Origin of the sequence: Pseudomonas sp. JAI111 (assembly GCF_024809425.1) — a bacterium.
Lineage (GTDB): Bacteria > Pseudomonadota > Gammaproteobacteria > Pseudomonadales > Pseudomonadaceae > Aquipseudomonas.
This window is the reverse complement of record NZ_JANUCB010000003.1, coordinates 354,008-369,112: the sequence shown is the minus strand read 5'-3', so window position 1 is coordinate 369,112 and position 15,105 is coordinate 354,008. Positions and strand designations below refer to the sequence as shown.

The 15,105-nt window shown below is 60.4% G+C and carries 12 protein-coding genes; 7 read left to right on the top strand and 5 right to left on the bottom strand.

The window, feature by feature from the left end; all coding sequences use genetic code 11:
- Window positions 1-2 precede the first annotated feature (2 nt).
- The 5 genes from HNR03_RS12595 to gcvH all read left to right on the top strand — a co-directional run bounded on the left by HNR03_RS12595 (window position 3) and on the right by gcvH (window position 5,885).
- Window positions 3-1,220, top strand: coding sequence for a 2-octaprenyl-3-methyl-6-methoxy-1,4-benzoquinol hydroxylase (locus tag HNR03_RS12595; protein WP_259154166.1), 1,218 nt, complete (start codon window positions 3-5; stop codon window positions 1,218-1,220).
- A 232-nt stretch (window positions 1,221-1,452) separates the two neighbouring features.
- On the top strand, window positions 1,453-2,457 hold the full coding sequence (locus HNR03_RS12590) for an extracellular solute-binding protein (RefSeq protein ID WP_259153901.1): 1,005 nt from the start codon (window positions 1,453-1,455) through the stop codon (window positions 2,455-2,457).
- A 139-nt stretch (window positions 2,458-2,596) separates the two neighbouring features.
- Window positions 2,597-4,213: an iron ABC transporter permease gene (locus HNR03_RS12585; protein ID WP_259153900.1), complete on the top strand. Its 1,617-nt coding sequence runs from the start codon at window positions 2,597-2,599 to the stop codon at window positions 4,211-4,213.
- Window positions 4,214-4,368: 155 nt separating this feature from the next.
- Complete coding sequence (gene gcvT / locus HNR03_RS12580) at window positions 4,369-5,451, top strand: glycine cleavage system aminomethyltransferase GcvT (protein ID WP_090178305.1); 1,083 nt, start codon at window positions 4,369-4,371, stop codon at window positions 5,449-5,451.
- A gap of 50 nt (window positions 5,452-5,501) precedes the next feature.
- Window positions 5,502-5,885: a glycine cleavage system protein GcvH gene (gene gcvH, locus HNR03_RS12575; RefSeq protein WP_222588926.1), complete on the top strand. Its 384-nt coding sequence runs from the start codon at window positions 5,502-5,504 to the stop codon at window positions 5,883-5,885.
- 53 nt (window positions 5,886-5,938) lie between these two features.
- On the opposite strand, the gene HNR03_RS12570 is transcribed toward gcvH, so the two are convergent.
- A complete protein-coding gene (locus tag HNR03_RS12570) occupies window positions 5,939-7,081 on the bottom strand; it encodes a DegT/DnrJ/EryC1/StrS aminotransferase family protein (RefSeq protein WP_259153899.1) in 1,143 nt (380 codons plus the stop codon).
- 154 nt (window positions 7,082-7,235) lie between these two features.
- On the opposite strand from HNR03_RS12570, the gene gcvP reads away from it, so the two are divergent.
- Window positions 7,236-10,109, top strand: coding sequence for an aminomethyl-transferring glycine dehydrogenase (gene gcvP / locus HNR03_RS12565; protein WP_259153898.1), 2,874 nt, complete (start codon window positions 7,236-7,238; stop codon window positions 10,107-10,109).
- 177 nt (window positions 10,110-10,286) lie between these two features.
- Here gcvP and HNR03_RS12560 read toward each other — a convergent pair whose 3' ends face one another.
- From HNR03_RS12560 to HNR03_RS12550, 3 genes are all read right to left on the bottom strand, one after another.
- Complete coding sequence (locus HNR03_RS12560) at window positions 10,287-10,604, bottom strand: DUF2388 domain-containing protein (protein WP_007951791.1); 318 nt, start codon at window positions 10,602-10,604, stop codon at window positions 10,287-10,289.
- Between the two features lie 70 nt (window positions 10,605-10,674).
- Entirely contained in the window at window positions 10,675-12,459 is a 1,785-nt protein-coding gene (locus tag HNR03_RS12555) for a GspE/PulE family protein (RefSeq protein WP_259153889.1), read from the bottom strand.
- A 90-nt stretch (window positions 12,460-12,549) separates the two neighbouring features.
- Entirely contained in the window at window positions 12,550-12,888 is a 339-nt protein-coding gene (locus HNR03_RS12550) for a hypothetical protein (RefSeq protein ID WP_222588923.1), read from the bottom strand.
- A 126-nt stretch (window positions 12,889-13,014) separates the two neighbouring features.
- On the opposite strand from HNR03_RS12550, the gene HNR03_RS12545 reads away from it, so the two are divergent.
- On the top strand, window positions 13,015-13,488 hold the full coding sequence (locus HNR03_RS12545) for an Lrp/AsnC family transcriptional regulator (RefSeq protein ID WP_008012567.1): 474 nt from the start codon (window positions 13,015-13,017) through the stop codon (window positions 13,486-13,488).
- 119 nt (window positions 13,489-13,607) lie between these two features.
- Here the strand turns inward: HNR03_RS12545 and HNR03_RS12540 are convergent, their stop codons facing one another.
- Window positions 13,608-14,975 (bottom strand): inorganic triphosphatase, encoded by a 1,368-nt coding sequence (locus HNR03_RS12540; protein ID WP_259153882.1) that lies wholly within the window; start codon window positions 14,973-14,975, stop codon window positions 13,608-13,610.
- Window positions 14,976-15,105: the final 130 nt, after the last annotated feature.

Genomic DNA, 15,105 nt, shown 5'->3' with positions numbered 1-15,105 from the left:
AAATGCGCGCAGATCTGCTGATTGTCGGGGCCGGAATGGTCGGCAGCGCCTTGGCGCTGGCGTTGCAGGACAGCGGGCTGGAAGTCCTGCTGCTCGATGGCAGCCCGATGAGCGTCAAACCCTTCGACGGGCAAGCGCCGTTCGAGCCACGGGTGAGCGCCCTGTCGGCTGCCAGCCAACGGATTCTCGAACGCCTCGGCGTCTGGGACGGCATCGCCAGCCGGCGCAGCAGCCCTTACACCGACATGCATGTCTGGGATGGCAGCGGCACCGGGCAAATCCACTTCTCGGCCGCCAGCGTGCATGCCGATGTGCTCGGGCATATCGTCGAGAATCGCGTGGTTCAGGACGCCTTGCTCGATCGTTTGCACGACTGCGACCTGGGCATGCTGGCCAATGCCCGCCTTGAGCAGATGCGTCGTTCCGGCGACGACTGGCTGCTGACCCTGGCTGATGGCCGCACCTTGCGTGCGCCGCTGGTCATTGCGGCCGATGGCGCCAACTCAGCCGTGCGGCGCCTGACCGGCGTGGCAACGCGCGAGTGGGATTATCTGCATCACGCGATTGTCACCAGCGTGCGCAGCTCCAGACCGCATCAAATGACTGCGTGGCAGCGCTTTACGGACAACGGTCCGCTGGCGTTTCTACCGTTGGACCGCGACGGACAACAGGATTGGTGTTCGATCGTCTGGTCGACCACGCCGAGCGAAGCCGAGCGCTTGATGGCGCTGGACGATGATGCGTTCTGCCGTGAGCTGGAGCGAGCCTTCGAAGGCCGGCTCGGCACGGTTCAAAGCGCCGATCCGCGTCTGTGCGTCCCGCTGCGCCAGCGTCATGCCAAGCGATACGTGGCCGAGGGCCTGGCATTGATCGGCGACGCCGCCCACACCATCCACCCGCTGGCCGGGCAGGGCGTCAACCTGGGCTTCCTCGATGCCGCCGTCCTGGCCGAAGTGCTGTTGCAGGCGGCAGAACGTGGCGAGCGGTTGGCGGATGTGAAAGTACTCAGTCGCTATGAGCGTCGGCGCATGCCGCACAACCTGGCCTTGATGGCGGCGATGGAAGGCTTCGAGCGCTTGTTCCAGGCCGATCCGTTGCCGGTGCGCTGGTTGCGTAACGCAGGCTTGAAGATGGTCGATCAGATGCCCGAGGCCAAGGCACTGTTTGTGCGCGAGGCGTTGGGGTTGATCGGGGACCTGCCGGCACTGGCCAAGGCCTGATCACTTCATTGCGGCTGATGGCCCCATCGCGAGCAGGCTCGCTCCCACATTGGTTTTGTGAACACTGAAGATCCCTTGTGGGAGCGAGCCTGCTCGCGATGGGGCCGGAACATTCCACCGCCAATTTCCAGCGGTGCAACATCTGGTAACTCCTCCGCGAACTGTTCGATTGAGAAGCTAAATGTGAGTCCTTATCATTTGGCCTCATTTTTTCAATCGTGAGATCGCTCCCATGTTGGCACCGAAGCGTCTACTGACCGCACTCGCCCTGACCCTGATTGGCAGCACTGCCACACAGGCCGCTGACGAGGTGGTGGTTTACTCCTCGCGTATCGACGAGCTGATCAAACCGGTCTTTGATGCCTACACCGCGAAAACCGGTGTGCAGGTGAAATTCATCACCGACAAGGAAGCGCCGTTGATGCAGCGCATCAAGGCCGAGGGCGAGAACGCCACCGCCGACCTGCTGCTCACCGTCGATGCCGGTAACCTCTGGCAGGCTGAGCAGATGGGCATCCTGCAACCGTTCACCTCCAAGGTGATCGACGCCAACATCCCGCTGCAATACCGCTCTTCCGCCCATGCCTGGACCGGCCTGAGCCTGCGCGCGCGAACCATCGCTTATTCCACTGATCGGGTGAAGCCGGGCGAGCTCACCACCTATGAAGGTCTGGCTGACAAAAACTGGGAAGGACGCCTGTGCCTGCGCACGGCGAAGAAGGTCTACAACCAGTCCCTGACCGCCACCATGATCGAAGTGCACGGTGCCGACAAAACCGAGAAGATCCTCAAAGGCTGGGTCAACAACCTGTCTACCGACGTCTTCTCCGACGACATCGCGGTACTGGAAGCCATCAACGCGGGCCAGTGCGACGTCGGCATCGTCAACACGTACTACTACGGCCGCCTGCACAAGCAGAAACCTGACCTGGCGGTGAAGCTGTTCTGGCCGAACCAGGGGGATCGTGGTGTGCACGTCAACCTGTCAGGCATCGGCCTGACCAAGCATGCACCGCATCCAGAAGCCGCCAAAGCCTTGGTGGAGTGGATGACCACACCTGAAGCGCAGCGGATCTTCGCTGACGTGAACCAGGAATTCCCGGCCAACCCTGAGGTTCAGCCCTCCGCGGAAGTCGCGAGCTGGGGCAAGTTTGTCGCGGATACCTTGCCAGTGGAAATTGCCGGCAAGCGCCAGGCCGAAGCGATTCGCATGATGGATCGCGCAGGCTGGAACTGACACTACTGCTGATCGTTCCCACGCTCTGCGTGGGAATGCATCCCCCGACGCTCCGCGTCGAAGCGTGACGCAGAGCGTCACAAGATGTGTGCCCACGCAGAGCGTGGGCACAATCATTTAACAATTCTAGAGAACCCCCGTGGCCCACCCCGCCCAACGCCGCTGGTATCCCCTGGTCTTCGCCATCGCCGCGCTGGTCCTGCTGCCACTAAGCGTTCTGCTTTTGTCCTGGCAAACCATCGATCATCAAATCTGGTCCCACCTCTGGGACACCCAGATGCCGCGCTTGCTGGGCAACACGCTGACCCTGGTGCTTGGCGTCGGTGTCGGTGTGTCGCTGTTGGGCGTCAGTCTCGCCTGGCTCACAAGTCTCTGCGAATTCCCCGGCCGGCGCTGGCTGGATTGGGCGCTGATGCTGCCCTTTGCCATTCCTGCCTACGTGCTGGCGTTTGTTTTTGTCGGCCTGCTGGATTTCGCCGGCCCCGTGCAAACCCTGATGCGCGAATGGCTCGGCAACGGCCTGCGGCTACCGCGAGTGCGCTCCACCGGCGGCGTGATCATCGTTTTGGTGCTGGTGTTCTATCCCTACGTTTACCTGCTGGCGCGCAGCGCGTTCCTGGCCCAGGGCAAAGGCTTGATGGAAGCGGCGCGGGTCTTGGGACAATCACCGTGGCAGGCCTTCTGGCGAGTTGCCTTGCCAATGGCGCGCCCAGCCATCGGCGCCGGCGTGGCGCTGGCGTTGATGGAAACCCTGGCGGATTTTGGTGCCGTATCGGTGTTCAACTTCGACACGTTCACGACCGCGATCTACAAAACCTGGTACGGGTTCTTCAGCCTCTCCAGCGCCGCACAACTGGCCAGCCTGTTGCTCTTGGTGGTGATGCTGGTGCTGTATGGCGAACGCAGGGCGCGCGGGGCGAATCGGGCGAGTAACGAACGGCCACGGGTCAAAGCGCTGTATCACCTGCGCGGTTTTAAAGCTGTGGTTGCCATGAGCTGGTGCGGTCTGGTGTTCGCCTGTGCCTTTGTCATTCCGATGCTGCAACTGATGGTGTGGTTCTGGCAGCGTGGGCGCTTCGATCTGGATGAGCGCTACGCCGCACTGATCGTTCACACCCTGTACCTGGGTGGCATGGCGGCGTTGATCACCGTCAGCATTGCCCTGGTGCTGGCGTTTGCCCGGCGCCTGGCGCCGACCCGGTCGATCCGTATCGGGGTCAGCCTGGCCAATCTCGGCTATGCGCTGCCCGGTTCGGTGCTGGCGGTGTCGATCATGCTGGCGTTCAGTTATCTGGACCGGGAGCTGGTGATTCCTCTATCAGGTTGGCTCGGCGGAGCAGGCAAGCCGCTGTTGCTGGGCAGTCTGTCGGCATTATTGCTGGCCTATCTGGTGCGTTTCATTGCCGTGGCCTATGGGCCGCTGGAAAACAGCCTGGCGCGAATACGGCCATCTTTGCCCGAAGCAGCACGTAGTCTTGGGGTCAGTGGGCCACGACTGTTTTTCAAAGTGTATCTGCCGTTACTGCTGCCCGGCACGTTGAGTGCGGCGCTTCTGGTATTCGTCGATGTGCTCAAGGAAATGCCCGCAACCCTGCTGATGCGCCCGTTTGGCTGGGACACGCTGGCCGTACGGATATTTGAAATGACCAGCGAAGGGGAGTGGGCGAGGGCCTCGCTCCCGGCCTTGACGCTGGTTTTGGTCGGGCTTCTACCGGTCATCGGATTGATTCGACGTTCGGCGCATCGAAACGCCTAGGTGCCAGTCCTACACCTTGAGGCTACAATGCGCGGCATTCGGTGCGGTCCGTCCTTCGGACCCGGTAGCTGAGATCGGCTGGAAGCCTTGTATTTCAAGGCTTTCAATGGTCAAGCACCTGTCCGCACCTTCGCCACGCCCGGAAGGAGAAACCCATGGGACAGCGTACGCCTCTGTATGACCTTCATCTCGCCCTCGGCGCGAAGATGGTCGATTTTGGCGGTTGGGATATGCCTTTGCATTACGGCTCGCAGGTCGAGGAACACCATCAGGTGCGCCGCGATTGCGGGGTATTCGATGTATCCCACATGACCGTGATCGACGTCAGCGGTGCCCAGGCCAAAGCCTGGCTCCAGCATTTACTGGCCAATGATGTCGCGCGCCTGCACAGCCCCGGCCGTGCCTTGTACAGCACCATGCTCAATGAGCGTGGCGGAATCGTCGACGACATGATCGTCTATCGACTCGAGGACGGTTATCGGTTGGTGGTCAACGCCTCCACCCGCAATCAGGACCTCGCCTGGATGCAGGCTCATCTCGACGGTTTCGATGTGCAGCTCAACGAGCGCTCCGAATTGGCAATGCTGGCCATTCAGGGCCCCCATGCGCGGCATAAAATCTCCGAACTGGTGACCCAGTCCCGCAGCAACCTGATCCAGATGCTCAAGCCCTTCGAAGGACTGGCCGACGGTGACTGGTTCATTGCGCGCACTGGTTACACCGGCGAAGACGGGCTCGAAATCGTTCTGCCGGCCAATCAGGCACCGGGTTTCTTCAACGATCTGGTGGGCGCCGGGATTTCGCCAATCGGCTTGGGCGCGCGCGACACCTTGCGCGTGGAAGCCGGCATGAACCTGTACGGCCAGGACATTCATCAAGACGTTTCACCACTGGCCTCGAATATGGCGTGGAGCATTGCCTGGGAACCGGCCACGCGCCAGTTCATCGGTCGCACTGCTCTGGAAGCCGAGCGGGCGGGTGGCGTTCAGCACAAACTGGTCGGTCTGGTCCTTGAGGAGCGTGGTGTTTTGCGCGCTCATCAAGTGGTCCGCATCGCCAATGTTGGCGAAGGAGAGATCACCAGTGGTAGTTTCTCTCCTACGCTTAGCAAGTCGATTGCACTGGCGCGCGTGCCGATGGCAACTGCCGACCGCGCAGAAGTGGAAATCCGTGGCAAATGGTACCCGGTCCGAGTGGTCAAACCGACCTTCGTACGCCACGGCAAAACCTTGATCTAACCTTTTTTGGCGGGCAACGACCGCTGACAATTTTCTTGAGGATACAGAACATGAGCGATATCCCTGCCGACCTGCGTTTTGCCGAAAGTCACGAATGGGCCCGTCTGGAAGCCGATGGCACCGTCACCGTGGGCATCAGCGATCACGCTCAGGAAGCCTTGGGCGATGTGGTATTCGTTGAACTGACCGAAGTCGGCAAAGTGTTTGCTGCCGAAGATCAGGCCGGCGTGGTGGAGTCGGTTAAAGCCGCCTCTGACATCTACTCACCGATTGCCGGTGAAGTGATCGCGGTCAACGAAGAACTGAGCGGGTCGCCTGAATTGCTCAACTCCGACCCGTACGGCGCCTGGATCTTCAAGCTCAAGCCAAGCAACGCCGCCGATCTGGACAAGCTGCTCGATGCTGCAGGCTACAAAGCCGCCATCGGCGAGTAAGCCCCAGACAAGCAAAAGCCTCGATCACTCGAGGCTTTTTTTTGGGGTTTTTTTCAGGCAGCTCGCAAAACCGTCTTCACCGCTGCCACCGATCGCTCGACATCCGCTTTGCTCATGGCCGTAAACATCGGCAGCGAAACAATCAGGCGTCCGACCCGTTCTGCTACCGGGAACATGCCTTCCTTGAATCCGCGCTCGCGGTAAAGGCTCAGCAGATGAATCGGCGGGTAGTGATAGCCAATACCGACACCCAATGCCTGCATCTGCTCCATGAATGTGGCCCGTGCCGCGAGGCCATCCTTGCGTTCCGGCAGCACCAGCTGGAATAAATGCCAATTGCTGTTCTCGAAATCCGCCGGGGGCAGTTGAGCGCCGTATTGGGCTTCGAAGTCCTCGCCAAAGCAGGCGAAATAGTGCTTGGCCAGCTCACGGCGATGAGCCGTAATCGCCTCGATGTGAGCAAACTGACCCAGGCCAATAGCCGCCGCGACATCGGTCATGTTGAATTTTCCGCCCAACACATCCACGTCCAGCCCATCGAAACCGGTGCGGGTTACACCCTGTAATCGGTACTTTTCCGCCAGTCGGGTTTCTTCGGCCGTGTTCAGCACCAGGCAACCGCCCTCCGAGGAGGTGACGTTTTTGTTGGCCTGAAAACTGAAGGACACGAAGTCGCCGGTTGCGCCGATGCGCTGTCCGTTCCAGCTCGAGCCCAGCGCCTGGGCCGCGTCTTCCACTACCCGTAAACCGTGCTTTTTCGCCAGTGCGTAAAGGCGCGTCATGTCCACCGGCAGCCCGGCGAGGTACACCGGGATAATGGCTTTGGTGCGCGGGGTAATGGCGGCTTCAAGCTGATCCAGGTCGATGTTGCGAGTGACCGGGTCGATGTCGGCAAACACTGGCGTGGCGCCGACCTCCAGAATCACGTTGGCGGTGGCTACCCAGGAGATCGGCGTGGTGATCACTTCATCGCCCGGTCCGATCCCGGCGATGCGCAAGGCGATTTCCATGGTGCAGGTGCCGGAGTTGAAGGTGCGCACTGTGCGCCCTCCGAAATATTCCGAGAGTTGCGCTTCAAAGGCCTGAACCTTGGGGCCGCTGGTAATCCAGCCTGAACGCAAGACATCGCCGACAGCGGCGATTGTGGTCTCATCAATGGTGGGTTTGGAGAAGGGCAGAAAAGGCAGTTGGCTCATAAGTATGGACACCGATCAGCGGACGTAAGGCATACGCCGAACATGATGATGCGAATTGGCCAACCGCGCTACGCCCCTCCGCATGATTATCGACTGCTATGCTGCTTTGACCGTGTTGCATCGACGTTGAGCGCCAGTCAAGAGAGAGCCCGTCATGTCCCAGTTGCCATCCTTGAGCCAGTTACGCGATCCCAATGCCTTTCTTCGCCGCCACCTGGGGCCCGATGCCGCCGAACAGCAGGCGATGCTCGACAGTCTCGGTCTGGGCAGTCGAGTGGAGCTGATCGAGCAAACAGTTCCGCCGGGAATCCGCCTGAACCGGATGCTCGACTTGCCGCCCGCCCTCGACGAAGAAGCCGCGCTGGCCAAGCTGCGCGGCTACGCCGAACAGAACCAGGTCTGGACCAGCCTGATCGGCATGGGCTACCACGGCACGCTCACGCCGAATGTCATTGCGCGCAACGTGCTGGAAAATCCTGGTTGGTACACTGCCTATACGCCTTACCAACCGGAAATCGCGCAAGGCCGGCTCGAGGCGCTGCTCAATTTCCAGCAATTGACCATCGACCTCACGGGCCTCGAACTGGCCAATGCTTCGTTGCTCGATGAGGCCACGGCCGCCGCTGAAGCCATGGCCTTGGCCAAACGTGTCGCCAAGTCCAAGAGCAATGTGTTCTTCGTTGACGAGAATTGCCACCCGCAGACTATTTCCGTGGTGCAGACCCGCGCCGAAGGCTTCGGTTTCGAGTTGATCATTGATGCGCTGGATAACCTGAAAACCCATCAGGTATTCGGCGCGTTGCTGCAATATCCCGACACCCACGGCGAGATTCGCGACCTGCGTCCATTGATCGATCACCTGCATGCCCAGCAAGCCCTGGCGTGCGTCGCCACAGACTTGCTGAGCCTGCTGTTGCTGACGCCTCCGGGAGAACTGGGGGCCGATGTGGTGTTCGGTTCATCCCAGCGTTTCGGCGTGCCCATGGGTTACGGCGGTCCTCACGCGGCTTTTTTCGCCAGTCGCGATGAATACAAACGAGCCATTCCCGGGCGCATCATCGGCGTCTCGAAGGACTCGCGCGGCAACACCGCGTTGCGTATGGCCCTGCAAACCCGCGAGCAGCATATTCGTCGGGAGAAGGCCAATTCGAACATCTGTACCGCGCAAGTGCTGCTGGCCAATATCGCCAGCTTCTATGCGGTTTATCACGGCCCCGAAGGCTTGAAGCGGATTGCCCAGCGGGTGCACCGGCTGACCTGCATCCTCGCGACCGGTCTCGAACGCCACGGCATCACCCGGCTCAACAAACACTTCTTCGACACCTTGACCCTGGAGGTTGGAGGTACGCAGACCGCTATCATCGAAAGCGCCCAGGCCGCGCAGATCAACCTGCGGATTCTGGGGCGCGGGCAATTGGCGCTGAGCCTCGACGAAACCTGCGACCAAACCACGGTCGCCAAGTTGTTCGATGTTTTCCTTGGCTCCGATCATGGACTCAACGTCGACGAACTGGACGCCGAAACCGTGGTTTGCGGCATTCCCGTCGAGCTGCTGCGCACCTCGCCTTATCTGCGCCATCCGGTGTTCAGCACCCATCACAGCGAAACCGAGATGCTGCGCTATCTCAAGCAACTGGAGAACAAAGACCTGGCGTTGAACCAGTCGATGATTCCTCTCGGTTCTTGCACCATGAAACTCAATGCCACCAGCGAGATGATTCCCATCACCTGGCCGAAATTTGCCAACCTGCACCCGTTTGCACCGAGGGAGCAAGCGGTGGGTTATGGGCTGATGATCGAAGAACTGGAGCGTTGGTTGTGCGCGATTACCGGTTTCGATGCGATCTGCATGCAGCCCAACTCCGGCGCTCAAGGCGAGTACGCGGGGTTGCTGGCCATTCGCAAATACCACGAGAGTCGTCAACAGGGGGCACGGGATATCTGCCTGATCCCGTCGTCGGCTCACGGCACCAACCCGGCTTCGGCACAAATGGCCGGGATGCGCGTGGTGATCGTCGAGTGCGATGAGGCGGGCAACGTCGATCTGGATGACCTCAAAGGCAAAGCCGCGGAGGCGGGCGACAAACTCGGCTGCCTGATGGCCACCTATCCTTCGACCCATGGCGTGTACGAGGAAGGCATCAGCGAGATATGTGAAGTTATCCACAGTCACGGCGGCCAGGTGTACATGGATGGCGCCAACCTCAATGCCCAGGTCGGATTGGCGCGGCCGGCGGACATTGGCGCCGACGTGTCGCACATGAACCTGCATAAAACCTTCTGCATTCCCCACGGCGGCGGCGGGCCAGGCATGGGACCGATCGGGGTGCGCGCGCACTTGGCGCCGTTTGTCGCCAATCACCCGGTGGTGCCCATCGACGGACCGCTGGCGCAGAACGGCGCGGTCAGTTCGGCGCCTTGGGGCAGTGCGAGCATTCTGCCGATCAGCTGGATGTACATTGCGATGATGGGGCCGCAACTGGCGGATGCGAGCGAGGTGGCGATCCTTTCCGCAAATTACCTGGCGCAGCATTTGTCCGGCGCGTTTCCAGTGCTTTACACCGGGCGCAACGAACGAGTGGCTCACGAATGCATTCTGGATTTGCGGCCGATGAAGGCGCTGACCGGTATCAGCGAAGAGGACGTCGCCAAGCGTTTGATGGATTACGGCTTCCATGCGCCGACCATGTCGTTCCCGGTACCGGGGACGTTGATGGTCGAGCCGACCGAGAGTGAATCGAAGGCCGAGCTGGACCGGTTTATCGGCGCGATGCTGAGTATCCGCGCCGAGATCACCGAAGTGCAGAATGGCAACTGGTCAGCCGAAGACAACCCGCTCAAGCGTGCGCCGCATACCTTGGCCGATATCACCGGGGTGTGGGAGCGGCCTTACAGCATTGAGCAAGCGGTGACGCCGGATGCACACACCAGGGCGCACAAATATTGGCCGGCGGTGAATCGGGTGGATAACGTTTATGGCGATCGCAATTTGTTCTGTGCCTGCGTGCCGGTAGACGATTACCGCTGATTTACCGGCCAACACAAATCCCCTGTGGGAGTGAGCCTGCTCGCGATAGCGGAGTACCAGTCGCTGATGAGGTTGGCTGATCTACCGCTATCGTGAGCAGGCTCGCTCCCACAGGGGTTTTGCAGTGGGCAAAAAAATGCCGCTCATATGAGCGGCATTTTTGTTCAGCCGGAACGCTTACTCGGAAGCAACGGCGTTCTTCGCCAGGATCGCGTTCGCCAGTTCCATGTCCGTGGCCTGCAGGCCTGGGTTGTCGGCGCGGACTTTCTGCATCGCGGCTTCCAGATAAGGACCGCGAATACCGCCATCACTGGCAACAAAGCTGCCAGCATCGTCCTGGGCTGCAACGATCAGCTTGTGATCCTTGAAAGTCAGGTACGTCGAACCGGTGGTTGCACCGGACGAAATGACGTTACGCCAAAAGCTATCGGCCATCGCCGAACCGACTGGAAGGGACAACAAGGCGAGGGTAGCGACAGCAAGTTTGAGACGCATAGGGGTACTCCACTGGGTTAACTACGGGATTTGATTGCCATTCCCTCAATCGAGTTCCGTGACGCCCAGCCTACTTCTGCTCGCTCTGTGGTGTCACCCGTAAAACCTCCTCGACCGTGGTCAATCCTGCCGCCACTTTCTGTGCCCCCGACAATCGCAGGCTGCGCATGCCTTCCTTGAACGCCTGTCGCCGCACCGCGAGCAAATCGGTATCGGGATTGATCAGCGCTTTGACGCCGTCAGTCAGTTGCATGATTTCGTAGACCCCGGCGCGACCGCGATAGCCGGTGTCGCGGCATTCCAGGCAGCCGATGGCGCGCTGGGCATTGGTGGGCAGTGGCGCTTGCCAGGGTTTGGTCAGGGTTTGCCAGTCTTCTTCGCCCAAGGTCAGCGGGGCCTTGCAATCGGGGCACAAGGTTCGCACCAGTCGCTGGGCCATGACGCCGAGCACCGTGGCTTTGATCAGGTAATGCGGCACGCCGAGTTCGAGCAGGCGACTGATGGCGCTCGGCGCATCGTTGGTGTGCAGCGTCGAGAGCACCAAGTGACCGGTGAGCGCGGCCTGAATCGCCATTTCAGCGGTTTCGAGGTCGCGGATCTCGCCGATCATGATGATGTCCGGGTCCTGTCGCATCAGCGCGCGTACACCGGCGGCGAAGGTCAGGTCGATGTTGTGCTGGACCTGCATCTGATTGAAGGCGGGCTCGACCATCTCGATCGGGTCTTCGATGGTGCAGAGGTTGACCTCCGGCGTCGCCAGTTTCTTGAGCGTGGTGTACAGCGTCGTGGTTTTGCCTGAACCGGTCGGCCCGGTGACCAGAATGATGCCGTTGGGCTGGCGGGTCATGTCCTGCCAGCGGCGCAGGTCTTCGGCGGAAAACCCCAATTGGTCGAAATTCTTGAGCAGCACTTCCGGGTCAAAGATCCGCATGACCATTTTTTCGCCAAACGCGGTCGGCAATGTCGACAGCCGCAACTCGACTTCGCCGCCGTCCGGCGTCTTGGTTTTCACCCGACCGTCCTGGGGTTTGCGCTTTTCCGCGACGTTCATCCGGCCGAGGCTTTTCAGGCGACTGACGATCGCCATCGTTACCTGCGGCGGGAATTGGTAGACGTTGTGCAGCACGCCGTCGATGCGAAAACGCACGGTGCCTTGCTCGCGCCGGGGTTCGATGTGGATATCGCTGGCGCGTTGCTGGAATGCGTATTGGAACAACCAGTCGACGATGTTGACGATGTGCGCGTCGTTGGCGTCCGGTTCCTGGTCGCTGGCACCGAGATTGAGCAGTTGTTCGAAGTTGCCCAGGTTGCTCGTTTTTTGATCGGTGGTGGTCGCGCCGCTGACCGATTTGGCCAGACGGAAAAACTCGACGCTGAAGCGCTGGATGTCCACCGGGTTGGCCACTACGCGTTTGATCGGCAGCTTCAACACGTGGGTCAGGTCGGCTTCCCAGCCGTTGACGTACGGTTGGGCGCTGGCCACGGTCACCGCGTCGCGGTCGACGGACACCGCCAGAATCTTGTGTCGTTGGGCGAAGGCATAGGACATCAACGGTGTAATGGCCGCAACGTTGATTTTCAGCGGGTCGATGCGCAGGTAAGGCTGACCGGCCTGTTGTGACAGCCACAGGGTCAGGCTTTCCAAGTCCAGGTGTTTACCGGGACGGCTGAGGTCGTCCAGGTGCTGGCTGGCGATGAATTCCAGTGGATGCATCTGGCCACTGGCGGCATGGCGACGGCGGGCATTGAGCGCTTGCTCGGCCGAGTCCTGGCTGATGAAGCCTTGGGCGACCAGTTCGCGCAGCAAATCATTGAGATCCAGCCAGCGGTCCTGAATGGCGAGTTGAACGGACATGCGGGCACCTCATGAACAACGGTGCGCAAAGGATAGTCGCGCAGCCACCTACCGTTGGGCCACTACTCGACGAAGCCGTGTCGAGGTTTGTCAGCCCGCCGCTTGAACCGGTTCATTCCAGGCCGCATCAGCGGTTTGCAGGTCTACCGAAAACACACTGATCAAGTTACGTAGTTTTTCCGCGATCACTTCGGCCCGATGCCAGCTCAGGCCGTCCATGACGATATCGATCGCCAGCCGACCGTCCGTGCGCTGCACATTGACCTGTTGCGGCGTCAGGCACTGCAACGCAAAAAAGTTGAGGGCTCTGCACAGCAGGTCCGGCTCGGCCTCGGCCAGCAATTGATAGTGGACGCGGCAGTGGGCGTTGCTGACGTTCCAGACATCGGCGCGAGTGGGCAGGGTGTTGACGGCTTCCAAAGGGGGCATGGTCGATCTCCATATTCTCTGGAGGAATTTTTACATTCGTTGCCGGGCATTTCTTATCTATGATTGGTCGTATTGGCGATTTATCGAATCGTTTAATTCAATAATGCGTTGATTGAAGGTTTTATTATGCACAGCGAGCTGGATGGCTATGACCGCAAGATTCTGGCGTTGCTGCAGGAGGACGCTTCGCTCTCCAGTGCACAGATCGCCGAACAGGTGGGGCTCTCGCAGTCGCCGTGCTGGCGGCGGATTCAGCGCATGAAAGAGGAGGGCATCATTCGCGGTCAGGTGACGCTGCTTGATCGCAAGAAGATCGGGCTTAACACGCAGATTTTTGCCGAGATCAAACTCAACGCGCACGGGCGTTCGAACTTCACTGAGTTCACCGAAGCGATTCGCGGTTTTCCCGAAGTGCTGGAGTGTTACGTGCTGATGGGGTCGGTGGATTTCTTGCTGCGGATCGTGACGGCGGACATCGAGGCGTATGAGCGCTTTTTCTTCGAGAAGCTGTCGATGGTGCCGGGGATACAGGAGGTGAACTCGATTGTGGCGTTGTCGGAGATCAAGTCGACGACGAGTTTGCCGGTGTTGCGGGGTTAAGGATTGATCGTTCCCACGCTCTGCGTGGTAATGCCTCAAGGGACGCTCCGCGTCCAGGTGACGCGGAGCGTCACCGGCTGCATTCCCACGCAGAGCGTGGGAACGATCAGCGCCGGGTATCACATGCGCAGCAGCATCTTCCACGCACGATTCTGATACACCGCAATCGCCTGCTGCTTGCGCGCATCCAGCGATTCATCGGTGATTGGCTCGTTGGCCAGTTGCGCCAACAGCTTCAGCTCACCGTACAGGCGATCCATTTCCGGGATGTCCAGCACGTTACGGGCGTGGTGCAGCCAGGCCTGAATGCGCTCGATGCGCGGCAATTGCTCAGCCAGGTCTTCTGGCTGCTGCTGATAACGCTGCAATTGCAGGGACGTGGCTTCTTCACCCAGCAGGCGCGGCAACCAGCTGCCCAGTTGCGCAGCGCCCTGGCGGTTGCCACGCACGTTACGGTCGGCAGTCCAGGTGCGGGCCAGCAACCAGCGCGAGGTGTTAAGCGAGAACAAGCCCCAGCGTGGGTCTTCCAGTTCCTCAAGGAACTGCTCCGGCGCGGCTTTGCGCACGTCTTCGTCGTCGATACCGGCTTGCACCAGTGGACGCCAGTCTTCGAGCAAGGCATCCAGCGCTATGCGCAAATCGTGAGTCGACTGACGCGGTGCGGCCTGGCCCAGACTGCTCAACAGTGCGCGCAATTCCGCCAGGTTTTCGACCCAGTCCAGCAACAGGCGCCAATGGCCATTGAAGCGGTACTGTTCGGCCAGACGCTGGCTGCTGCTCAGCAAGTGCCAGGCCAAGGCAGCGAAGGCGTCGTCCAGCGGCGTTTCGGCGGTGATCTGCGGCGCGGGCAGGCTCAGCGAGTAGCTGTTGGCGTCGTACAAGCGATAACCGCGCTCGGCCTTGCTGATGTCACACGGCATCAGGGCCAGGGTCGCGGCCAGTTCGGCGGCCAGTTCCAGCAACGCGGCGGGCTCGCCTTCGCGCAGTTCCAGTTCCAGCTCGCAGATTTCTTCTTTCTGCTTGCCCACCACCACGTGGCCCAGGTCCAGCGCGGCTTCGATGACCACTTTGGTCTTGCCACGGCCCCAGGCGATTTCAGCGCGTTCGCGCACGAAGTCGGTGGTGAAAATCGGCTTCAGGGTTTTCTTGTCCAGCTCGGCCAACTCTTCGGGCCAGCATTCGCCATCAAGTTTCTTCACGTCGAGTTTGGCTTTGGGCAGGTTCCAGTCGTATTCGTTACGCTCGGACAGACCGGCGACGCTGTGGCCACGGGTCTTGAGCGTTTGAATCACTTCATCGCCATCCTTGCGCAGGCGCAGGGCAACCTTGGCGCGGGCCAGGTCGCGCTCAGGCGTGTCGAAGTATTGGTTCATCAACTCACGGCGTTCCCAGCCACTTTTGTTGCGTTTTTTCAGGAGCGGGTGCTCGCGCAGGGCGGCGAGGGTTTCGCGGCTGACGCGGAGTTTGATTTCAGTTTCTTTCTGCATGGCCGGAAAATCCAGGATCGGGAGCGCAGCCGGGGGGAATGTGTGGCTGCCAAGGTCGTGCAGTGTACAGGACTCGATCATCCTCCGCGCCGCGGCGGTTTATTCCTGTCGCCAGATGGCTCTATGATGG

What these genes read in the sequence shown, in the direction of transcription:
- HNR03_RS12595 (WP_259154166.1), top strand. Translation starts at nt 3, where the DNA reads ATGCGCGCAGATCTGCTGATTGTCGGGGCCGGAATGGTCGGCAGCGCC.
- HNR03_RS12590 (WP_259153901.1), top strand. Translation starts at nt 1,453, where the DNA reads ATGTTGGCACCGAAGCGTCTACTGACCGCACTCGCCCTGACCCTGATT.
- gcvT (WP_090178305.1), top strand. Translation starts at nt 4,369, where the DNA reads ATGGGACAGCGTACGCCTCTGTATGACCTTCATCTCGCCCTCGGCGCG.
- gcvH (WP_222588926.1), top strand. Translation starts at nt 5,502, where the DNA reads ATGAGCGATATCCCTGCCGACCTGCGTTTTGCCGAAAGTCACGAATGG.
- HNR03_RS12570 (WP_259153899.1), bottom strand. Translation starts at nt 7,081, where the DNA reads ATGAGCCAACTGCCTTTTCTGCCCTTCTCCAAACCCACCATTGATGAG.
- gcvP (WP_259153898.1), top strand. Translation starts at nt 7,236, where the DNA reads ATGTCCCAGTTGCCATCCTTGAGCCAGTTACGCGATCCCAATGCCTTT.
- HNR03_RS12560 (WP_007951791.1), bottom strand. Translation starts at nt 10,604, where the DNA reads ATGCGTCTCAAACTTGCTGTCGCTACCCTCGCCTTGTTGTCCCTTCCA.
- HNR03_RS12555 (WP_259153889.1), bottom strand. Translation starts at nt 12,459, where the DNA reads ATGTCCGTTCAACTCGCCATTCAGGACCGCTGGCTGGATCTCAATGAT.
- HNR03_RS12550 (WP_222588923.1), bottom strand. Translation starts at nt 12,888, where the DNA reads ATGCCCCCTTTGGAAGCCGTCAACACCCTGCCCACTCGCGCCGATGTC.
- HNR03_RS12545 (WP_008012567.1), top strand. Translation starts at nt 13,015, where the DNA reads ATGCACAGCGAGCTGGATGGCTATGACCGCAAGATTCTGGCGTTGCTG.
- HNR03_RS12540 (WP_259153882.1), bottom strand. Translation starts at nt 14,975, where the DNA reads ATGCAGAAAGAAACTGAAATCAAACTCCGCGTCAGCCGCGAAACCCTC.